This is a genomic window from Planctobacterium sp. AWH2_060 (assembly GCF_056158425.1).
This window is the reverse complement of record NZ_JBSWTG010000001.1, coordinates 2,116,936-2,140,649: the sequence shown is the minus strand read 5'-3', so window position 1 is coordinate 2,140,649 and position 23,714 is coordinate 2,116,936. Positions and strand designations below refer to the sequence as shown.

At 45.5% G+C, this 23,714-nt stretch carries 7 protein-coding genes; 2 read left to right on the top strand and 5 right to left on the bottom strand.

The window, feature by feature from the left end; genetic code table 11:
- The first annotated feature begins 33 nt into the window (after nucleotides 1-33).
- A complete protein-coding gene (locus ACXAD8_RS09095; protein ID WP_475227521.1) occupies nucleotides 34-1,998 on the top strand; it encodes a monovalent cation:proton antiporter family protein in 1,965 nt (654 codons plus the stop codon).
- 61 nt (nucleotides 1,999-2,059) lie between these two features.
- The gene (locus ACXAD8_RS09090) at nucleotides 2,060-2,332 is read left to right on the top strand and encodes a SemiSWEET transporter (protein ID WP_475227520.1); all 273 of its coding nucleotides are present in this window, start codon (nucleotides 2,060-2,062) and stop codon (nucleotides 2,330-2,332) included.
- Here the strand turns inward: ACXAD8_RS09090 and ACXAD8_RS09085 are convergent.
- From ACXAD8_RS09085 to ACXAD8_RS09065, 5 genes are read right to left on the bottom strand one after another with little or no spacing between them, the layout of a single operon-like run.
- Nucleotides 2,327-3,457, bottom strand: a complete 1,131-nt coding sequence (locus ACXAD8_RS09085; protein ID WP_475227517.1) for a patatin-like phospholipase family protein — start codon at nucleotides 3,455-3,457, stop codon at nucleotides 2,327-2,329. The genes ACXAD8_RS09090 and ACXAD8_RS09085 overlap by 6 nt on opposite strands.
- An 18-nt stretch (nucleotides 3,458-3,475) precedes the next feature.
- Entirely contained in the window at nucleotides 3,476-5,074 is a 1,599-nt protein-coding gene (locus ACXAD8_RS09080; protein ID WP_475227516.1) for an HD domain-containing phosphohydrolase, read from the bottom strand.
- A gap of 9 nt (nucleotides 5,075-5,083) precedes the next feature.
- On the bottom strand, nucleotides 5,084-7,303 hold the full coding sequence (locus ACXAD8_RS09075) for a CHASE2 domain-containing protein (RefSeq protein WP_475227514.1): 2,220 nt from the start codon (nucleotides 7,301-7,303) through the stop codon (nucleotides 5,084-5,086).
- Complete coding sequence (locus ACXAD8_RS09070) at nucleotides 7,300-8,148, bottom strand: MBL fold metallo-hydrolase (RefSeq protein WP_475227511.1); 849 nt, start codon at nucleotides 8,146-8,148, stop codon at nucleotides 7,300-7,302. Before ACXAD8_RS09070 ends, ACXAD8_RS09075 begins: the two co-directional genes overlap by 4 nt.
- Nucleotides 8,149-8,163: 15 nt before the next feature.
- Nucleotides 8,164-23,712 carry an Ig-like domain-containing protein gene (locus ACXAD8_RS09065; RefSeq protein ID WP_475227509.1) on the bottom strand — a complete coding sequence of 5,183 codons (15,549 nt, stop codon included), beginning with the start codon at nucleotides 23,710-23,712 and terminating at the stop codon, nucleotides 8,164-8,166.
- Nucleotides 23,713-23,714: the final 2 nt, after the last annotated feature.

Here is a 23,714-nt window from a genome sequence, read left to right as displayed (position 1 = left end):
CGTGCCAAACTAAAAATAAACCGCGGAATGGGAATGGAAGGCAGTTTTACCGACATTTTGTTATTGATGGTGGTGGCAGTTTTTGCCGTATGGTTATTTAAACGGGTGAACTTGCCGCCTATCCTGGCGTACTTGGCCTGTGGCATTGTGGCCGGCCCAGACTTAATGCAGATCTATGAGGATCCGCAGGAAATGCATTTCTTTGCCGAATTAGGCATTGTATTTCTGTTGTTTTCGTTGGGATTGGAATTTTCGCTACCTAAAATGTTAGCAATGCGGCATCTGGTATTCGGTGTCGGTCTCGGGCAAATGATAGTTACCACCCTGGTGTTTATGGGGCTCGCACTGTTATTTGGCTTTGGTCCTATTCCTGCTTTTGTTATCGGTGGTATGGCTGCCTTATCATCAACGGCCATTGTTATTAAGCAATCCAGTGAGCTGGGCATACTCAATACTGCCCGAGCGCAAATGTCGGTCAGTATCCTGTTGTTCCAGGATTTGGCAGTAGTCCCCCTCCTGATTGTTATTCCCTTGTTTGCCGCAGATGGCGAGCAGAATCTGGCGGTCGCTATATCTTTAGCGGTGTTTAAAGGTTCATTAGTATTTATTATCTTGCTGTCGGTGGGTAAATGGGTGTTGCCCAGAATCTTTAGTGAAGTGGCAAAAACTCGTACTGATGAATTATTTGTGCTCACCACTATTCTGGTGGCTTTAATGGCCGCCGGTTTAACCCATTCCTTCGGTTTATCCATGGCTCTGGGCGCGTTTCTGGCAGGCATGATGTTGGGCGAGAGCCAATACAAGCATCAGTTGGAGGCGGATATCAGGCCCTTCCGAGACATTTTTATGGGCCTGTTCTTTATAACCATTGGTATGCGCCTGGAGTTGAATACCTTTGTCACCAGTATTCATTGGATCCTCATTGGTCTGTTGATTTTGATGGTGTTAAAAGTGGTGTTGATCCGCTTTTCTGCCTGGTTGTTTAAGGCGTCCGGTGACGATGCCTGGGCGGCGGGTATTAAACTCTGTCAAATGGGCGAATTCAGCTTTGTTATTTTGGCGCTGGCCACCAATCACGACATATTATCTTCCAAAGATGCTTCAATTTTGATGAGTATCGGTATTTTAAGTATGGCAATCACTCCCTGGTTAGTTACTAACAGTCCCAGAATTGTCGCCAGGATGACCCGGAGAAAAATTGAGACGCCGACACAACCTTCGCCCAATCAGGAAGCCTTGCAGGATCACGTTATCATTTTTGGTTTTGGTCGGGTTGGGCAGTCGGTAAGTCGTCTACTGCGGGTGGAGGCAATACATTATGTTGCTGTGGATGCCGATCCTGTTCGGGTACACGAAAGCTGTGCTGCTGGTGAACTGGTGTATTTTGGTGATGCGCAAAACAAAGATATTTTACGGGCGGTAGGGATAGACAAAGCTAAACTGGCTATTTTAACTTTTGATGAACATGCCAAAGCCAAAGCCGTTATTGAATCTGTGGTGGCGCTGAATCCGGATTTGCCAGTGGTGGTGCGTACCCGTAAAGACTATCACCTCGAAGAACTCTACATGGCTGGGGCATCTCAGGTGGTGCCAGAGATTCTGGAAGGTAGTCTGATGTTGGTATCTCAGGTGCTGCATCTGTGTGGTGTTCCTATGTCACGTATTCTGAAACGGGTACGCAAGGAGCGCAAAGAGCATTACCGCCATATGCATGGATTCTTCCCCGGGGAAACCACCGAAATGACTTATGGCAAACAAGATAAGCTGGAATTTATGCATGCGGTAGTGTTAACCCCAGATGCCCATGCGGTGGGTAAACGCCTGTCCGATGTGAAAATTGACACTATGCGGGTTTCAATAAAGGGTTTGCGCAGAAACAACGCCGAAATTCCGGCACCAGACCCAGATATCGAGCTGCAGGTTAATGACGTGATTGTGATTTCAGGTAAGCCTCGCCGGGTGGAACGGGCTGAGAGGATATTGTTAGAAGGGCACTAGCGGAAGATACAAACACAATCGTCATAGTTAGATACTTCAAAGGGAGCAATGGAATAAAAAGATGATTGAAATAATTGGCTATCTGGCTGCGTTGCTAACTACGGCCTCTTTTTTGCCTCAGGCGATTAAAACTTTAAAGAGCAAAGACACACAATCACTGTCTTTGAGTATGTACTCTATTTTTTGTTCAGGTGTATTACTCTGGTTGTTCTATGGGTTACTAATATCAAACTGGCCTATAGTGGTGGCTAATGCAATTACGTTTATGCTGGCAGGCTCCATCTGGATAGTGAAATTCAGGGCTGTAGTGAAAGCCCGCTCAGGTGTGTCATAATTCCAGAAACCTACGGATCTCATCCTGTTTTTTCAGGCCATCTTTGTATCCCAATTGGATTAATTCACTACAAAATTTGCCTTCAAACATCAGATAACTCAATAAGCTGGATTCGCCAGAGCGGTTGACACCTATCAACCGTAGCAGGGTTTTAATACCGCCTGGCATCTCATCATAGTATTTCCAGGCTAATTCCTGAATGCTTTTAGAGGGGTTTATAATCAGACAATCAACGGGTTTTAAATCAGTCAGCTTTTTTTGTTTCGCTGTTAACAGGTTCAGGGTTTGATTAACCCGTTCCATTCTTTCTATATCTGAATCAAGCGCATCCGAGAATATAGTATCCAACAGATGACCCGCAATTTGGGCGCTATTGAGGCGCTTTGTCAGGTGCGGGTGGGGATTGTCAGGCTTATCTTTGACGACACCAATGATCATAATTTTTCGGGCACCCAGGTGGATAGGAGCGCTCAAGGGAGCGGATTCGTGTATGGCACCATCACCGTAGTAGTCTTCGCCAATTTTCACCGGAGGGAAAACCAAAGGGATTGCTGAGGATGCCAGTAAGTGGTCTATTTCCAGTGTACAGGGCACGCCCATGCGGTGGTGCCGCTTCCAGCCTTTAAATGACTCTTTTCCCTGAAAAAAGTTAACAGCATTGCGTTCGGAGTAGCAAGACGCTGAGATAGAGATAGCATTTAGATTACCTGACATGATATTGCGATCTATGCGCGAAAAATCCAACAGGCGCTTAATCAGAAAACGCAGCGGCTGATTGTTTAACAGGCTGCCTGGGTGTCTGGTGATGTAACCTGAGCGCCACGAAGAAACATAATTGCGCAGAATGTATCCGGCCACTTCAGAGAATGAAGCGTCATAAACCTGCGCTGTTTTAAAATTCTTCCACACCCACTCTAACTTTCTTACTCCCAGGTGGAAACAGGAAGCATAACAGGCCAGTGCTGTGGCATTAATCGCTCCTGCAGAGGTGCCACATAATACCGGAAACGGCAGTTTGTGATTACGTGGTAAGTACTGGGTAAGCGATTTCAATACCCCTACCTGATAGGCTGCTCTGGCACCACCACCAGAAAGGATCAGGGCAAACTCATCTCGGTCAGTCATCGTCCAGTTCCTGACAAATCAATAAACAAATCCTGGAATATTATCCCAGCTGACTTCATCCACCTGGTCCTCGCCGAGAAATGCATCAGCATATTGTTGATAGACTTTTTCTTTCACAAAGATTTCAAACAGGTCAGGGTCGATATGCTGATCCTTACACATAAAGCCCATAATTTTCAGGCATTCACTCATTTTCTTCGCTGGCTTGTAGGGTCTGTCAGAAGCGGTAAGGGCTTCAAAAATATCGGCGATAGCCATCATTCGAGCAGGCACAGACATTTGGTCGCGGGTAAGTCCTTTCGGGTAGCCGGTTCCATCCATTTTTTCATGGTGACCACCGGCATATTCCGGCACCCTTTGCAGATGTTTTGGAAATGGCAACGAATCCAACATGGATATGGTGATATCCATATGGCGGTTGATAACCTGACGCTCTTCGTTATTGAGAGTACCTCTGGCTACCTGCAGGTTATAAATTTCTTCTTCGGTGAGCAGCGGGTGAGGTTCACCGTTCAGTTGTACCATTCTGGATTGGCCGATATCTGCGATGCGCTGTTGATCATCCGGGGTCATGAATTCACCGCCGGTATTGGCTTTTTCTACAAACAAATAATCATCGGTGAGCTGTTGTAAGCTTTGCTGCAATTCTTCTTGTAACTTTCCATGTTCACTTTTATCAATGTCAGCCATTTTACGCAAACAAGCAATTTCCAGATCGCGTTTTGCCACTTCGAAACGGGTTTTGATCATATCAATTCGGTCAAAAACGCATTCCAGCTTTTTAGACTTGTCCATGACGTATTCCGGCGTGGCTATTTTGCCGCAATCATGCAGCCAGCCTGCGATACTGAGCTCATTTTTATCTTCTTCGCTCATATCAAAATCTTTCAGAGGACCTTCTGAATAGCGACAAACCGCATCTGCTATCATCATGGTCAGTTCCGGCACCCGGCGACAGTGACCGCCTGTATATGGCGACTTTTCATCGATTGCCTGAGCGATAAGGCGAGTGAATGATTGGAACAGGTTTTCCATACTGTCAATCAATTGTCTGTTGGTCAGTGCGACCGCCGCTAATGATGCAAGGGCTCTGATGGATTGCTCAACATCCGGTGAAAAGGCAATAACCTGATCCTGATGGTCCTGAGCGTTAATTAATTGCAGTACCCCGTTTAGATCTCCTTCATGGTTAGTCATCGGAATACATAATACCGACTGGGTGTGGTAGCCGGTTTTACTGTCCATAGTGCGCGGGCCGGAAAGATCGTATTCAGTTACCGAATAAACGTCTTCGATATTGATGACTTCCTGAATAGCGGCGGAGTGGGCTACCAGAGCCGAGGTGTTAACGCTACCGTCCTCTTTAAAAATCGGAATCGCAGGGAAGGGAATAGGGGTGCCTGATGAGCCACCCATGTACATGTTCATACTGTCGTTGAACAAGGTATCAAATTTTAATTGCTTATCAGAAGTTACCCCATAGATAGTCCCACCATCGGCGTTGGACAATCGCTTGGCGGCTAACAAGATCTTTTCCAGTAACTTGGTGGTGTCATTTTCCGTAGACAATTCGATGCCAACATGTACCAGTTCCAGTAACGTTTTGTCGACTTCCATCAGGTGCTCCTACTTCGATGTATGGGTATAACTACCATCCCAATCATCGGGTAATGTTTGATCTTTTAATGATTCAATGCGCTCTATGTATAAAGTGTAAAGGATATCTTTCGGATTTGCTTCAGCTAGTTGCTTAAATTGCTCACTGGCTTGCTGCCATTGCTGCGCAAGGTAACTGTCATAGGCTTTATGAAAAGCCTCTAACTCTTGCAAAAAGGTATCATTCACTCGTTCAGGGGCAATGGGCTCGACAATGGCGACGGCTTCATTTTTGCCTTTTACTTTTACCCTGTCGATTCTGCGATGGATGATACCTTCACATTGTTGCATAGTGGCTTCACTGACCAGTAACTCTACACCATAAAACTTAGTCAGGCCTTCTAGCCTGGAGCCCAGGTTCACTGCGTCTCCTAACACAGTGTAGGCTTTTCTGAAGGTAGATCCCATGTCGCCGACGTTCATATCACCGGTGTTGATCCCTATGCCCACTTTAACTTCAGGTAAGCCATCGGCTTTAAATTCTTTGCGTAAACGGGCGGTAATGCGCAGCATTTCAAATGCGGTTTCCACCGCATTTTGAGCGTGCTTGGGATCATCCAATGGCGCTCCCCAAAACGCCATAACCATGTCACCGACATATTTATCGATGGTGCCCTGATGGGTAAAGATGGTTTCAGTTATTGGGTCGAAATAGCGATTCAGCAGCATTTTAAGTTCGTTGGCTGAGAGCTTCTCCGAAATCGTGGTGAAACTGCGGATATCTGAAAACAGTACCGACAGCTCCTTACGTTCCCCTTCCATGGTGACGCTGTCAGGCTCTTCTAACATCTTATCTATGTGGGCAGGGGGCACATATTGATCAAATATGCCTTTGATTTGTTGACGTCGTCTACTTTCAGCAAAAAATCCAGTGCCAATGTTGTACATCATTAGCAGCAAAACCAGCAATATTGACGATGCCATAGGAAGCGCAATATTCGCTTCTGTCCATAACAACACATTGCCATAGATACTCCCGCTGAGGGCAATTACGCCGGTAATCGCCATCCAGGAGGGGCCGAGGAGTGGCATCATTATAGCCAGGATAGTCCCTAGAATAATGATGTATAAAGCCACTGACGCTTCCCACCAATCCGGGCGGTATTTGAGGATACTAGGATCAAGCAGACCTTCCAGTACATTGGCATGCACTTCAACTCCGGGGAACTGCACGCCAACAGGGGTAGAACGCAAGTCCGCTAATCCCACTGCAGAAGTACCAACAAAGACTACGGAGCTGTCAAATATCTCGGGATTTTCAACCTGATTATTAAGTACATCAATGGCTGATACATAAGGAAAACTAAACTGCGGTCCCCGATAGGGAATAAGTACCCGGCCTTCAGCATCAGTAGGAATCAATTGACTGCCAATTTTTACCCCTTCAACATTCACCAGATTTCCGGCTTGTCTGGTTTTTACTTCAATGTTTTCGGCCAGTGCATAAAGTCGTGCAGCCTCCAGAGAAATGGAAGGCAATAGTTTGTTGCCATAGCGCAATATCAACGGGCTGCGGCGAATAAATCCGTCAGAATCCGGAGAGGAGTTCATAAAGCCTTCGCCAACGGAGGCATCGTGAAATTCAGGAATACTGGATTCAAAACCAGAATAATTGATGATCCCCAACTGGCCTGCCGGATGGTCACTGCTGATATCGTGAGTTGGCAATACGCCACGGCGCAAATCACTTTGATTAAGCAAGTAACTAAACATGACATCCGTGGCATCAAAGCTCTCCATAAAGGCTTTGTCACCGTCCATTTCGTCGATGAGGTTAGCGATATTGTCAACGGCCAGGTTTTTGTTGAGAAGAGCCTGATTGACTTCCCGGGCGGGATTGCGCTCGCGATCTGCGAACAGTACGTCAAATACCACAACAACGGCACCCAGATCGGCCAGGTTATAGACCAGTTCTGCCAGCCTGGCTCTGGGCCAGGGCCAACCTATACTCTCCATGGTTTTACCGTCCAGATCCACAATCACAATATCGGCAAACCCAGAAGTGCGATTGTCCAGCGTTGACTTTAACCTTAAATCAAAAATAAAACCGTCGATGCGATTGAACTGCAGAGCAAGCGGTGTATTGGGGTAGCGGGAGACATAGAACTGCAATAAGAACACTAAAAACACCAAGCCAAACCCGGCAAGGATGGCTCTTCTGTGTTCCTTGAGAGTTCTGAGTGGCGTCATAGTTTATCGAAATCGATACACATGCCTTCCCGAGCTGCAAAAAGATCCAGATCGGATTGAGCCACTTCAATGACATCTCGACAGTGAGTTTCTACTTTCTCAATGTCCTTGTCAGTGCGAATATGGTCATGACTGTATAGTGCTAGTTTTTTTGCGCGACTGGCCATGGCCAGCTTTACTGCTTCTTCTGCCACAGAATGTCCCCAGCCAGATTTTGCCGGCATGTCGGATAACATGTACTGGGCATCGTGGATAATAAGATCGGCTTTCTCAGAAAAAGACACCCACTCCAAAAAGTCGGTTTCTTTTTGATACGGAGGATACAATTCGTTATCTGTAATGTATGCCACTTTCGCTCCATCTGCCTCAATAAGGTAGGAGCTGCCACTACCTGGATGGTTCATGGAGTGGCGTGTGATAGTGGCACTGTTGAGTTTCCAGCTAATTTGCTCTTTGGGATAACTGACAATCTGTATATCTGACTGCAGGGAGCTGTACTTGACCGGAAAGTAACTGCCACCCATTTGTTTTAAAAATGCCTCGGGTTCATCTGGTGTGGTCAGCCCAGGGGTGACATAGATCTTTCGACCAGGTATATAAATAGGAGTAAAAAACGGGAAGCCCTGAATATGATCCCAGTGATTGTGGGTGAGTAATAGGTGGATTTCCTTATCGGTTTTTGCCAGTTTTTCCCCGAGTTTCTTTATGCCGGTGCCTGCATCCAGAATAATATCGGTACCATCATTGAGTTCTACATGGCAACAAGCCGTGTTACCGCCGTAGATAACAAATTCAGGTCCGGGAGAGGGGATTGAACCACGTACCCCATAAAATGTTAGTTTCATTGCTCTTCTTCTTTTTTAATATGGGCCTGCTGCATTCGGGAATCTCACCGTAAAGAACTGCCATTGTTGGTCCAGTTGTGTACTCCCTGTAACAAAAACATTACCCATTGAATCAATGGCAATATCACGCATTTTGTTGATGGGGGAATAGCGACGAATTCCGTCAAAATCATCTATTAAGGTACCGTCTGGATTATAGCGGAGCAAGGTAAATTCATTTTCACTGTTCACTAAAATGAATATAGCACCAAAGGCATCCACATTGGCGGCTGTGGCGGTATCAAGCGACGATGAGTCAATGTCATATGTCAGCACGCCAGTGGAGTTCCATGATTCGGCTAAGGTGGCATCGTTATCCAATGCAACAGTTAACATGTCTCCTCCGGATTCGCCTACAGCGTATATGATACCGTTGCCATCTATGGTTACATCGTAAAACCGCTCTTCGGTGCTGGCTACCTGGAATTCGTATATGCCATCGCTACTGAAGCTGCTATCCAATGTTCCATCGGGAGAGAATTTCACAACCAGGCCATCTATATCGCCGCTGTTTGAGTAATATCCAACAGCGACTAAGTCTCCATCTGAAGTAGACGTAATCGCCGTTAGATAGCTATTGGAATAGCTGCTCAGTTCAATGGTACCCGAGGACGAGTTAAAGCTGCTATCAAAACTGCCAAAGGGATCATAGCGGAAAGCCATTCCTAAATTGTTGGTGCTACCTACTACATACAGATAACCATCATCTGCCAGATACTGGCTACTTAACAGATCATTAGAACCACTTAGCAAATCAATTAGCCCTGTACCGTAGGATAAAATATCAATAACGGCATTGTCAGATGCGATTCGGGCGTTGTATATGTCGGTATTCAGGTTATTCAACTTCAGGCCGTGTGTTGAACTAAACTGCTTGTTTTTACTTAAGGTGTTTTTAACTACTATATTAACATCGGCTTGACTTTCACCTGTGGCAAAATATTGCCCTGCGTTACTCACACTGAAACCATGGAATTGGCTGGTTTTATTGTTTGGACTGTACATTTCAATGGCGTTTGCGGTTTGACCATAGGAACCAAAACTATTGTCGCCGTTACCTGCATTATCAAACTTAGCAATGGCCATATCGTCATCATAATCGGTGAGGCTTCTGCCATAACCGGCTAATATCGGACTTGAGTGGGGATCCAGGGCAATGACTGTAGCATGCTCGCCATAGCCATGGTCAAATAGTATCTCTTCTTCGCGATTGGTGATTTCTCCAATAGCAGACATTGTCGCCAGCGCAAAATCATTGTTTGATGTACCAAACAGCATGGCCTCGTCAGAGGCGTTTAGAGCAAAGCCGCCAATGCCCGACCAATTCAACACACCATGGGAGAACTGAGTGCTGCCGGCGTTAACGAAGGAAGCGTCAAAGCCCCCCGTAGAAGTGAGTTTTATCATGCTTTCATCGGTGCCACTCTTGGATACCTGAAGCCAAACCTCTCCGCTGCTATTTGCCTGGATACTGGAGGTAGAGGATGAAGAAATTTGATAGCCACTTAAATCTAAGATTCCGTCGCTATCAAAGCTGGTATCCAAGCTTCCTGCTGCACCTATCTTAACAACAGAGGCAGCTAACGTACTGGTATTCTTACTCAGAACATAGATAGCGGTGCCGTCAGTTGACGCAGCAAAGCCAGCGTGAGAGGAACCCTGGTCAATGGTTAACACTCCACTGCTGCCAAACCCAGTGTCAATTAAACCGGCTGAGTCCATTTTTAGTAACGCAACCTTATAGTAGGTAACTGAGTCATCGTAGCTACCAATCAGATATATATCACCGCTGGTTAATTGCACCATGTCATAGACGCTGAAATTAGTATTGTTGAATAGGGTATAATTTACCTCAGCGTCAGCGGTTGAAATATTATTGCCCGCACCAAAGCTGGTGTCATCTGTGCCATTGGCGTTAAAGCGATACACCTTGGGGATATTTGAGCTATCTTTACCTGCAATTAGGAAAGTGTTTGAAGAGGAATTATATAATCCTTGGACTGGAGTCAGGCCAACACTGCCACCAAAGTCCCGGATCCCATCAGAGTCAAAGCCACTGTCCAGCTCACCATTACTGGTTAGTTTGGCAAGATACAAATTATCTGTGCCGGTTTCAATGCCTGCAATTACCAATTCCTCACTTCCCAGCCCGATAACGTCATATGGAGTGATAGAAAAAGAGGCGCCCGCATCTATTCGGGCGTAGCCATGATTGCCAAAGGTGGTATCAAAGTTGCCTTGGTCATCAATTTTTATCACCACGAAATCTTTGTTGCTGTCATCCTGACCGAGACTCCACCCGGCAATAAAGTAGTTGTTGTCATTGGATTTGGCAATGTCGATTGCCTGATCCTGAGTCTTGTTGCTGGTAGAGCGATACTCTCCTGTGTAGTCACAATATCCAAAAGATGGAGCTGCCAGAATATAGTCAAACGTTATGGAAATATGCGCATCACTGCCGGCATTCTCCGTATCAAAAATCAGCAATTGTCCCATGGCATCGGTGCGTAAAATCGTCGGCGTATTACTGACCCCACTGGACAAGCTCAGGGCTTTAACACCACTGGTGCCATAACTGGTATCCAGTGTCCCATCAGCAGAGATACGAATGATGCTGGTATTCGTTCCTTGTTTGCCGGCAATGTAATAATTGCCGCGGTGGTCGGGTACCATGCTGAAAGCAAAATCAGTTGAAGAACTATTGAGGTCGATAATATTCTTGCCTGTGGATGAGTTAAAACTGCTATCCAGTTCGACATCCCACTCAGAATTATTGTTATCCCACGTGATGGCAAATTTAACCAAGGCAAAATCATTGTCTTTGGTGCCCGCTACTAGTACTGAACCATTGGCATCAAAGGCCAAATCATAGCCGTATTCATTGCCACCATCATTAAAGTATTTTATTGGGGCATTACTTTCAGCATTGGCAAAGCTATTGGCTCCTCCATCAACTACATTCAAGCGGGTCAGGAATATATCGCTATCGGTACCGTTGCTACCATGACCAACTACGTAAATATTACCTTCACCATCTTCAATAGCTGCTTCCGGATTGAGATCTCCAAGGCTACTAGAGATATTAAGCGTAGAGCCGTAATTGAAGTCTGTATCCGTTGCGCCGCTACTATTTAACTGTACGGCACTGAGGTAAAAATAAGGGCCGGAAAAAGATTGCCCAATTAGTGTCATATCTCCGTTATCGTGCAGTAATACCTCTGCCAGGTAGTCGTTATAGCCATAACTTGCATCTACGGTGTGCCATCCGTCGCTACTAAAATTGTTATCCTGCGAGCCATCACTGTGGAGTACCATCACTGCGAAATCGTAATTTGAAGCGCCTGCGGTATTGGTATGTCCGGCAACGACCAATCCGTTGTCGGGACGGACTTTGACACTGATGGCGACATCATCAGTTCCTCCGAAATCATAGGTTTTCACGGCACCTGAATTGAAAGTACTGTCTGTGGTGCCGTCTCTGAGTAGGCGGGTTACAGCAAAGTCGCCATCAGAGCTGCCCACTACCACAATGTTGCCGTAATTGTCTATTACGGCGTCATAAACCACTTCGGCCGTACCACCAAAATCAAAGTCCAGTTTATTGCTGGTGGCAAATTCGTCAATGACGGTCAGGTCAAATGTCACTGAATCAGAATCAAAGCCGTCGGTGCTGTTAAAGGTTATTGTAGAAGTGCCTAAATCACTGACTGTCGGAGTCCCGGTAAGTGTAGCTGTGGTGCCATCCACAGTATTTAGTGTCATCCACGCAGGTTCTCCGGAAACACTAAAGGTCTGATTCTCTTCATCCTCGTCAAACACTTTAAAGGTTTGACTAAAGCTTTCACCGGCTTGGGTGTAGGCACCCGGAATAGTACATATATCAGGAGTAAAGTTAGCGCGTTTCAGGGTTAGTGACGCGGTACCTTGTGCGGTATAGGTGCCATCAGATACCTGATAAACAAAGGAATCAGTTAAATTGTTGCTGCCATTATGCTCATAATTAAAAGAACCGTCAGAATTTAAGGTGAAGGTAGTGGCATAGCTGGGGTTGGTAACCACGGAAACTGTCAGGGTATCGGCATTAGGATCGGTATCATTGACTAAAACACCGACACTACTGTCTATCGTGGCGGCGATACTGCTTACGGATAATAAGGTGTAGCTGTCGTTAACCGCCACTGGTGTATTGTTGGTTACCGTAATCGCTATAGTGCCGGAGGCGCTCCCGCCATTTCCATCAGAAACTGTATAACTGATGGTATCAGTGGTTGCAGAGCCAGAAGGGGCTGTGTAATCAATGGTGCTGCCTGAACCCGTAATGGTCACGCTACCAGAGATGGCTGAGGCATTATCAATGATAAGGGGGTCACTGTCGCCATCAGAGTCATTGCTCAATGGTGATAAAGTAACGGTAGTACCTTGCTCCACAGTATCGGTATCATTTTGTACCACTGGTACTAAGTTGACATTAATAGTAATGGTGCCAGTGTCGGTGCCACCATCTTCGTCTTCAACCGTATAGGTAAGTGTATCCTGGCCACCTGTCAGTACAGATTGTAGGGGCGCAGTGTAACTGATTGTACGGTCTCCAGTGTCAATACTGGCGCTGCCTGTGGAGCCACTAATGCTTGATATAATTAATGCACTGTTAGCAGATTCAACGTCAGTATCATTATCTAATGGAGAAATTGAGGTCGAGGCTAATTCGTTAAGCGTAATACTGTCATCGACAGCTGTAGGTAAATTAGTCACTGTGAACGTGATGGTAGCGCTATCGGTTAAGCCCAATGCATCAGTGATCTGATAAGTAATGGAATCAGTCCCCGGGGTTGGATTAGAGTATGAGAGCTGACTGTCATTCAGGATAGACGCCGAGCCAGAGGAGGCGCTAACGCTGGTGATGGTAAAGCTGTCGCCATCAGCATCAGAGTCGTTGCTTAACGGGGACAGAGTATGAGATTGATCCTCTAAGCCGCTAAAGGCATCATTAACGGCATTTGGAGCGTTATTGATAGTGATATTTATCGTAGCGTTGTCACTGCCGCCATTGCCATCTGAAATGCTGTAACTGATAGTGTCGGATCCGGCAACAGAAGGAGCGGTGTAATCAATGTTAGTGCCGCCGTTGGAAATTACCGAAGCACCCACACTGGCACTGGAAGAGGTTATTTCTAAACTATCGCTGTTAGCGTCGGTGTCATTGCTAAGAGGCGTTAAATTCGTTACCGAGCTTGGTGTTACTACATAACTATCATCATTGGCGACAGGAGCAATATTGCCCGCTGTATTGGCATGGAGGGATATTACGCCGGTGTCACTACCGCCATAATCGTCAGAAACCGTGTAGTTAATAGAGTTAGCGCCTGCTATCGTCGAAGTAAACGACAAGCTTAAACCATCACCACTTATCACCGCACTCCCGGATAAGCTAAATGCTGCTGTTATAGTCAGAGTGTCGCCATCGGCATCGGTGTCGTTACTTAGCGGGAAAAGGCTGGTGGCCGTACCAACAGTAACGTCGGCAAGATTATCATCAACAGCTACAGGTGCAGAATTGGGCACCAGGTTCACAGTTAAAGTCGCAGTGTCAGTACCACCATTGCCGTCGCTGATGGCATAGGTAACAACCTCGGTCGCAGTGAGTGATGCAGGGGCATTGTATTCAATTTCCGTGTTGTCACTACTGATACTAAACCCTGAGGCCTTGGTTGAGATATTGGTAATGGTTAACAGGTCACTGTCAGCGTCCGTGTCATTCGATAGAACTTGATAACTGTATGTGTGACTGCCTATTGCACTTGCTGTGTCAGCATTGGCTACAGGTGGATTATTTGCAGCGTTAACAGAAACACTGATTGTACCTGAGGTGCTGCCTCCGAAATTGTCAGAAGCCGTATAATTGACGATGGCTGTGCCTGAACTAATAGAAGGGGTAAAAGTAATAGACAGGCCATCACTGGCAACAGTTGCGGTCCCGTCTCCGGAGCTGGCATTGGAAATGCTCAACGTATCCCCGTCATCGTCGACATCATTGTCGAGTGGTAGCAAAGTGATTGTATTGCCAGATACCACAGGGCCGGCACTGTCGTTGTTTACCGTTGGAGCAGTGTTTGGTACCAGGTTCACCGTTAAAGTCGCAGTGTCGGTACCACCGTTGCCGTCGCTGATGGTATAGGTAACAACCTCGGTGGCAGTGAGTGATGTAGGGGCATTGTATTCAATTTCCGTGTTGTCAGTACTGATGCTAAACCCTGAGGCCGTGGTTGAGATATTGGTAATGGTTAACAGGTCACTGTCAGCGTCCGTGTCATTCGATAGAACTTGATAACTGTAACTGTGACTGCCTACTGCATTATCTGAGTCGTCGTTAGCTACAGGGGCGTTGTTGGCGCCATGCACACTGATAAAACTATAAAACTCCGTTACATTGATGCCATCTGTGACTTCAATTTTTAGTGAAACTGTGCCGGTAAAAGAGCCATCAGGCGTATAGCTGACAGTCTCGTCATTATTGATCACTATGCTGCCATCATTTACCGCAACATCAATTAAAGTGACTGAATCAGACTCTGGGTCGCTGACACTGGCGAGTATGTCAAAACTAGCCGCTGTGTCTACGGTGGTGGAAAACCCTGGATCGTTAAATACCGGTTCCTGATTGAAGCTAATTGAATTTGGCTCACCGGGAATGTCTGTACGTGGTTCGTAAAACCTAATTCTTGGGAATTCTGAAAATTCCAGTGCTGGCGGAGCGTAAAAGAAACCCTGATATTGATCTCTTTCTTCAAAATCCAATACCCATAACCGGTCACCGTCTAAGCGAATAGGGATCCAGGTGCGAGTTTGCCAGATATAACAATTTTGATCGCTGCTATCGGCGCATTGCGAGTACTGGTAACGGAAAGTATCTGAAGAATTATAATTACTCAGGGCGTTGATGACGATATCGCCACTACCTGTGATTTGCCACTGTATGTCATGGTCCATAATTGTAATTTCATTGTCGAAATCAAAGAACGCAGACAGGGATTTTGCCAGACCGGAATTATCAAGATAAAAACCATTCCCAATGGAGTCATTTAACATATCATTCTGATCATAGTTAAATGGATTACTCAGGTTTTCGCCAATTTCCAGGTAGTTACCATTTATCAAAGAGTTAAGTTCTGAAGTACTTGGGGCATTTGGTGTTAACCAATAATCAAGCGTCGCATAAATTTTACTGTTGGTATCCGCAGCTTTAACAAACAAGGTGTTTTCTATCTCACCGTGATGCAACCAGCGGTAAACGGCAGTTAAGGAATTTCCATAATCTACAGATACTGAGCCATCAGATTCAATCGACCAACTGAAAGACTGAGAGGTAATGCTGCAGCTACCCGTACCGTCATTGCTGCCCGCAGAGTTTTCGGTAAGAGTGCACATGTCACTGGCGAAGTGCTCAAAGTCGCCTGTTCCATCTGCAATAGGCACTGGAACAAAATGAGTCCCTTCGATATCGTCAGTAGATAAGAACAAAAAGTCGAATTTACTGGTGTCCAGCATTTCTCGATAGTCGCCAGAGTAGCTGACGGATACGCCACTGTTTGCCGAGGTGATTTCTGGATAGGTACTGCTGTCTATCTGGAACGTTTGCTCCAGCGTAATGTTTACATCATAGTAGTAACCTTGGAAGTTAAATGTATCGAGTTCATGAGCAGTAGTACTGATATTTACCGGCACAAACATGTCGTTGTAAGCAGCAAAATAAGCGTCGGCTTCAGCTCTGGTTATTACCCCCAGTGCGGCATCGTTGTTTTCTTCATCATCAAGGTCGTAAACGTTGTAGTAAATGGTTTCTGTAACTGGCGTATCAAACTGTACTCTTAACAAGCCATCGGTGGTGATATTCCAACTGACAGAATCAAAATGTTGTGGCGAACTAAAACTACCTGAGCCGGACGACTGCAGGTCATAAAGAATGCCATTTTCAAAACCATTAGCCAAAACTGAGCTATGGGTGGGATGACGGGATATTAATAAAAACTCGGTTTTATCAGTAAAGTCATTCTCGAGTTCTTGTTCACCGTAGAAAACCAGATTCGGCGTGGTTAGGTTCAGGTCATCAGGAGAAAAGCTGTAGCTCTCGCCATTTATAACGTAGTAAAGCTGTGCAATATTAGTATCACCTGCGTGATAGGCAAACTCGAATGCGCCTTCAGAATTGCGTGACACAATATGGGTCAGGCCATTTTCCTCGTAATATACAGCTGAAACTTCTTCCCCGAAAAGCACGGAGAAATTGCTGCCGTCGACATTAATTGAGAAGTCATCAATATTGGAGCCATCAAAGTTATAACTTCCACTGAACGCTGGTTTGCTGACAGATACACTGATGTTGGCCGTGTCGCTACCACCCCGACCATCAGAAATACTGTAGCTAATAGTGGCTGTGCCTTCAAAAGTTGCGGGAGCGGTAAACTCCAGTTCTGTGTTGGTGTCCTCTATAAATACATCACCCACATCGCTGGAAGCACTAGTGATAATCAAAAAGTCGTTATTGTCATCGACATCATTGTCCAGAGGCGTTAATAGTTTTGAAATACCGCTTTGAGCTGTGGCACTATCGTCTACAGCGACTGGGGCAATGTTTTCTGTTAATACATGTATCACCCCAGCAGGGTAAACCAAATTAATGCCGTCAGAGACTTCAAGGTGGAAGTTAACATCACCAACAAAGTCAGTGTCCGGTACATAGTTTAAGCTGTTGTCATTATTGATAGTGAGTAAGCCAACATCGGCTTCTGCTGCCAAAATGGTAAGGGAATCACTTTCTGGGTCCGCGAAATTATTTAGCGTGTCAACATTGCTAACAGAAGTGTTTATCTCTGTTGCAAAGTCAATAGCTTGCCAGATTGGCTCCTGATTAAAACTAACAGAATTAGGTGCACCTGGAATTTGGCTATTTAATTCATAGTATTGGATTCGAGGGCTGATTACTTCGTCATAACTTACATCACCATCAAACTCCGGTCCCTCAGGGTTCATGATAACCGTTTCCCAAACCCATAAACGATTTCCGCTTATGGCTACTGGTCGCCACATTCTCACCTTCCAGATGAAGCAACTGGCATCAGCATTGTCGGTGCATTGATCGTAAGCATAGCTAAACGAATTTCCGCTGCTCAGAGAGGAAGCGCTGAAAATACTCATTTCGCCATTGCTTATTTCCCAACGACGGTCGGTGTCTCGAAGAGAAACACCATTGAATTCTTGTCTGCTGCTAATGTTTTTTGCCAGCCCGCTGTCGTCAAAATAAAAACCAAATACTTCTGACGTTTTGATGGATTTATCCGTTTCCCTGGCTTCCGGATTTGATTTACTGAAGGCACTATCAAAGTATTGGTTTGCTACCAGGGTAGTTGTTTGAGTATCAGAAACGTTTTGCAGCGGTAACCAGTACTCATGCGTACTGTAGTTTTGTTGTTCGCTGCCCGTCCCAACAGTAAGTTCGATTGCAAAGGTTTTTTCTGTGGCCAGATCATCAAGCCAACGATAAGCCGCGGTAATGCTATTACCAAAATCCAAATTTAAAACGCTATCAACTATGCTCCAGTTAATGGATTGTTTACTGGTAATACAAAATGCGCTTCCGGTGCCCGGAGTGGAGCTTGATTGATCGAAGTGACATATGTCACCAACAAAGCCTTCAAACTCAGTGCCATCAAAGCGAGGAATTGCGGTTGCGATACTTGCAGCAAGGTCGGCGTAGGTAAGCTTTTGAATTTTAAGTGAGTCAATATCCCATAGTTGACGAGGACCGATTTCTGAAGCTTCCTGAGGCGTGACACCTGAGTCGGCGCTGGTGATTTCCGGGTATTCTGTACTATCTATGCGATAGCTGAAATAAAGCTCAATGGCCGCATCAACAAAAATTCTGTTGTCACGCAAGAAGTGGATTACCTGACGTGCTTCAGTAAGGTATACGTTAACAAATACATCATTGTGCGCAGCGACAAAGGCATCAGCTTCCGCTTTAGTAATGATGTTTAATGCGATGCCGTCAGAATCATCATCATCCAAATCATAAACATTAAATTGCTCTGTAAACTCTTCAGTTTGCAGGAAGTGGATGTCCAGAGCACCATTGTTTTCCTGCCAACTAACATTGGAGTGATAGTCTGCACCTCGGACCATTCCCGAGCCATCCGAATTTAGAATATAGTGCTCGCCGTTTTCTACCCCAAAGCGCAATGGGCCAGTAAAGCTTTGTTGGCGAAGATAAAAATCGTGGCTGTCTGTACCAGAAAAATCTGTATTAAGTGGTTGCGGTGGGCCAAAGGCGACATTGGCATTGCCATTGTTCACACCAGATACAGTAAATGAATATTCTATACCATCAATAGTATAGAAGACGGTGTTCGTTGTTGAAGGCAGTACGAAATCTCTTGCAGTAGAGGATTTTATTCCACCATAATGTTTTCTTTGTTTGTCTGAGGTACTGGTTCCTTCAATGGTGAGTTCAAATACCCCTTCATCGTTTGCGGAAACTGACACATAACTATCATCTTCTTCGTAATATACTGCATCCACATCGTCACCAAACGTTACGGTGTAATCATTACCATCTGAAGAAGCGGATACATCAGAGTTACCATCGCCATCTGAATCAAACTCGCCATCAAGAGCTTGCACAGTGATAGATATGCTGGCTGTTGTCGAGGCTGTAGCACCAGAAGGGTCGCTGATGGTGTAGCTGACCGTATCGGTTGCGGTTGTATCTGAAGGCGCCGTATAACTTAAAATTGATGCATCAGAATTTATTGATACCGTCCCAATACTCGCTGAAGCTTGAGTAATTGTCAGAGTATCTCCATCGGCATCAGTGTCATTTTCCAAGACATCTAATTCAGAGATTTCACCGGCGAAGACGGCAAAGCTATCGGCATTGGCAACCGGTGAACTATTGACGTCATTGACGGTAACGGTAATCACGCCGCTGTCCGAAGCCGTACCATCAGTTATCGTATAGGTGATCCTGTCAGCTCCAGAAAAGTTTTGAGATGCTGTATAAGTCAGAGTTTTTGATTCTGCACCTATAACAACAGTGCCATCTTGCGCGGTTGCTGATGCGATTGTGAGATTATCACCATCCACATCAGTATCATTGGTAAGCGGTGTGATGGAAATGCTGGTGCCTTGATCTAGTGAAACCGAGTCATCTGTCGCCACAGGTGCATCATTTACTGGCGTTACATTAATGGTGATCTCAGCGGTGTTACTGGCATTGGACGAATCGAAAAGCGTATAAACTATCGTTGCCGTTCCATTAAAGTTAGTTTCAGGGGTGTAGACCAGATTGTTATTGGAAAGGATAACAGATATCCCTGTGCTCGTACTTGTTACACTGTAGCTAAGCGGGTCTCCCTCAACATCTGAGTCGTTGATTAAAGGGTTTAATGTTACTGAATTGTCCTCAAGAGTAGTGGCGCTATCATTGACAGCAATTGGAGCGTCATTTACTGCGAGCACTTCGATATTAATTGTGGCGCTATCACTATTACCCGCGGGGTCAGTAGCGGTATAAATTATATTTGCCGAACCAAAGAAATTGCTTTCAGGCGTAAAGAGTATTGTGTTGGTGTTGCTAACATTCGCTAAACCATTGGTAACTGAATTAATGGTGATAGTTAAACTGTCACCGTCTTCGTCGGAATCATTATTCAGCGGTGCTATTTCAACAGCCGTGTCCTCATTGGTTGAGGCTATGTCGTCAATGGCAACCGGGGCATCCTGAATATTATTGATTGTGATGTTAATAGTGGCACTGTCAGATTCCCCATCGGGATCAGCGATAGTGTATGAAATAGTATCGGTTCCTGGTGTACTTGGTGCAGTGTAGGTGATATCGGTTTCAGTAATATTGATTATCCCTCTCTCAGCTAGAGCACTGGTAATAATGAGCTGGTCACCGTCAACGTCTACATCATTGTCTAAAGGATTAAGTGTTATGGTTTCTTCTTCTGATACGGCAAAGCTATCGTCTTCAGCTACAGGTGGGTCGTTAACGGCTGTGACGGTAATCGCGATGGAAGCGTTCGCACTATTTTCACCGGGATCTGTTACACTGTATGTGACAACTGCAACACCATTAAAGTCAGGGGCAGGTGTAAAGTCTATTGATGACTCTGAAGTAAGCTGTGCGGTTCCATCAGTAACAGAGACAATAGCAAGAGTCAGAGTATCTCCATCAAGTTCAGTGTCATTTTCCAGGGGGTGTAACGTAACAGGTGTGTCTTCTAAAGTTTCGGCTAGGTCATCAACTGCAATTGGAACATCGTCTACATTGGTAATGGTCACGGCTATTGTAGCATTCGCTTGTGCCCCTTCAGAGTCTTCTATGCTATAGGTAATTGTATCAGTTCCCGGTTGTTGGGGAGCTATATAGGTAATACTGTCATTGTTGAAAGTCACCTCGCCGGAAACCGCACTCGCTGTAATGATACTCAAGGATGTACTATCAAGATCAGAATCATTTTCAAGTGGGTTAAAAACCAAAGTATCTCTTTCTGCAATGGTGAAACTGTCATCCAAGGCGACTGGAGCATCGTTTACCGCGGTTATGGTAATGGCGATATTGGCCGTTGCACTATTGCCACCCGGATCGGTCACGCTGTAAATAACATTGGCAGTACCATTGAAATTCTCATCGGGCGTAAACTCTATTGTGTTGTCTGAACTTATTTGCGCGCTTCCACCCGTTACAGAAACGATACCCAGTGTTAATGGGTCACCGTCTGGATCTGAATCATTTTCAAGTGGCTGGATAGTTACCGGAGTGTCCTCCTGGGTTTCAGCTATATCGTCAATGGCCACCGGTGCATCATCAACGTTTGTAATGGTTACACTAATTACCGCACTGGCTTGCTCACCTTCAGTGTCTGCAATGGTATAGGAAATCGTGTCAGAGCCAGGTTGTTGCGGTGCTACATAGGTGATGCTGTCGCTTGTAAAAGTAACTTCACCAGACACGGCCGTGACGGAGATAATACTGATTGAGGTGCTATCAATATCCGAGTCATTTTCAAGTGGTTGAAAGGTCAGTGTGTCTCTTTCAGCTATGCTAAAGCTGTCGTCTTGTGCCACCGGAGCATCGTTCACTGCTAATACTTCAATGCTGATCACCCCATCAGCAAAAGCTTCAGACGGGTCGCTAATTCGATAATTGAGAGTGACCGAGCCATTGAAATTGGCCTCCGGTGTATAAGCAATACTGCTGTCTGAGGCCAGTTCTGCGCTTCCGGAGCTTACTGAAACGATACTCAATGTCAGAGCATCACCGTTGGGATCGTTGTCATTGTCCAACGGGTTAATAACAATTGGCGTATCTTCGTTAGTTTGTACAAAGTCTTCGTTAGCAACAGGGGGATCGTTTAGTGAAATAACGGTGATAAAAATAGCGCCTTCAGTGATACCACCGAAAGAATCCGAAGCCGAATAGTTAATGGTGACTTCGCCATTAAAATCTGTTTCTGGCGTAAAGATGATATCTGTTTCAGCTGAAACCACAGCGCTACCGGAGGATACTGAGTTTATAATAACGCTTAAGGGATCACCGTCTGGGTCGCTGTCGTTTGCTAGTGGTGTAATAGTTACCGGGGTATTTTCATTGGTGCTGGCTTCGTCGTCATTAACCACCGGAGCATCGTTAACTGGTAAGATTGTGATATTCACAGAAGCCTGCGAAGAGCCTTCAGCAAAAGTAAGCTGATAACTGAAACTATCGCTACCATTAAAGTTTTCATTGGGAGAGTAGCTAAAACTACCATCATTATTCAGGCTCAGCGAACCTGATTGGGTGGAGGACAGCAGCTCAACACTTACCGTATTACCTGCAATGTTGTCATCATTGGCGAGCACACCCTGTGCCGCATTAACCACCAGGGGTTCATCTTCATTAGTCGTGTAACTATCATCTTCCGCGATAGGGGACTCGGGTAAATTTAACACTTCGATGAAAACTGTGGCAGTGTCTGTGGCCCCTTCATCATCTGTGATCTGGTAATTAAAGCTGGCAATGCCAAAAAAGTCGGCATCAGGCGTAAAGGTAAAGGTGCCATTGGACTGCAAATCTACCGAGCCGTTGCTGACAGAGCCCGATAACGTGGCGGTTAAACCGGAAAAACGCTCTTCGCCGGGTAAGTCTTCATCAGAGTCATTGGCTAAAAGACCTTGTGTCGGATCTGTTATGGCTAGAATATTGTCTTCGTTTACCTCATAGCTATCGTCATTGGCCACTGGCAGATCATTGACCGGAGATACAAGGATTGAGACTGTGGCGCTGTCTGAGCCACCATTTTCATCTTCAATACGGTAACTAAAGCTGTCGGAACCAAAGAAGTTGTTATTGGGTTGGTAGCTGAAAGCGCCATTTTCGCTTAACGAAATACTGCCGTTTTCTGGCGAGCGACTGATTTCGGCAATTAATTCATCACCATCAATGTCGGTATCGTTAGCTAAAACCCCGTTGCTGGCAGAGACAGATAAAATGCTGTCTTCAGCCAGTTGATAGTCGTCTGAATTTGCTTCGGGGGCGTCATTTACTGGACGAACAGTAATATTGACTGTGCCTAGCTCTGAGCCACCCTGAGGATCACTGACGACATAAGTAAAACTATCTGAACCGTTAAAATCCGGAGCAGGTTGATAGCTAAAATCGCCATTTTCACTGAGTGTAACCTCACCGTTATTGGGGGAAAAGTTTAGTTCAGCGCTGAGAGGTTGACCTTCTGGATCTGAGTCGTTATCTAGCACATTACCAGTGACAATGCTATCTTCGTTTACATTGATATTCTCAGAGACTACCGTAGGGTCCTCGTTGTCTAATGCTTCTATACGGAAAATTTGGCTATAGGCGCTCTCACCACTGGTATCGGTTCCCGTGATCAGCCCAAACAGGCCCAGCTCATCATCTACATCTGCAACTGTTTGAGATGTGCTGCGTAGCGCCCTGAATGTAATGCTGTCAGGCAAGCCATCAATAGTGTTAGGGCTGATATCAGCTTCTGATGCTATATACAGGTTATACAGATTGTAGCCGCTAAGTCCTGACCAGCTGATTTCGATCGAACCAAAAGTTCTTGTAACGTCGATACCAGTAATTTCCGGTGGTCTCCAGCTAAAGCTGACACTATCAATTACCCGCTCGTTACCATTCTTAATCACTACCAACTGGGCCTGGTGACTGCCAATATTAAGATCATAATCTCTGGGATTGATACCCGCGTCGGTAAATGATTCCGAATTACCACAGTTGTTACAGATATTTATTTGTCGGCTAGCGTCACCGTTAAAACGCAAGCGCAATGAGCCGATACCGTCTGGATCTTCTGCGGTTCCTGAAAATAACAGGTTACCGTTAAAAGTATGATTGTTTGCCGGGTAGCGGAATTCTCCATCAGGAGCGGCAAATACTGCTGTAGTTGTCATGCATAGCAGACTAAATATGAAGAAGCCGGTTATTTTAATTGGCATTTTGTTTAGCATTA

What these genes read in the sequence shown, in the direction of transcription:
- ACXAD8_RS09090 (WP_475227520.1), top strand. Translation starts at nt 2,060, where the DNA reads ATGATTGAAATAATTGGCTATCTGGCTGCGTTGCTAACTACGGCCTCT.
- ACXAD8_RS09085 (WP_475227517.1), bottom strand. Translation starts at nt 3,457, where the DNA reads ATGACTGACCGAGATGAGTTTGCCCTGATCCTTTCTGGTGGTGGTGCC.
- ACXAD8_RS09075 (WP_475227514.1), bottom strand. Translation starts at nt 7,303, where the DNA reads ATGACGCCACTCAGAACTCTCAAGGAACACAGAAGAGCCATCCTTGCC.
- ACXAD8_RS09065 (WP_475227509.1), bottom strand. Translation starts at nt 23,712, where the DNA reads ATGCTAAACAAAATGCCAATTAAAATAACCGGCTTCTTCATATTTAGT.
- ACXAD8_RS09080 (WP_475227516.1), bottom strand. Translation starts at nt 5,074, where the DNA reads ATGGAAGTCGACAAAACGTTACTGGAACTGGTACATGTTGGCATCGAA.
- ACXAD8_RS09095 (WP_475227521.1), top strand. Translation starts at nt 34, where the DNA reads ATGGAAGGCAGTTTTACCGACATTTTGTTATTGATGGTGGTGGCAGTT.
- ACXAD8_RS09070 (WP_475227511.1), bottom strand. Translation starts at nt 8,148, where the DNA reads ATGAAACTAACATTTTATGGGGTACGTGGTTCAATCCCCTCTCCCGGA.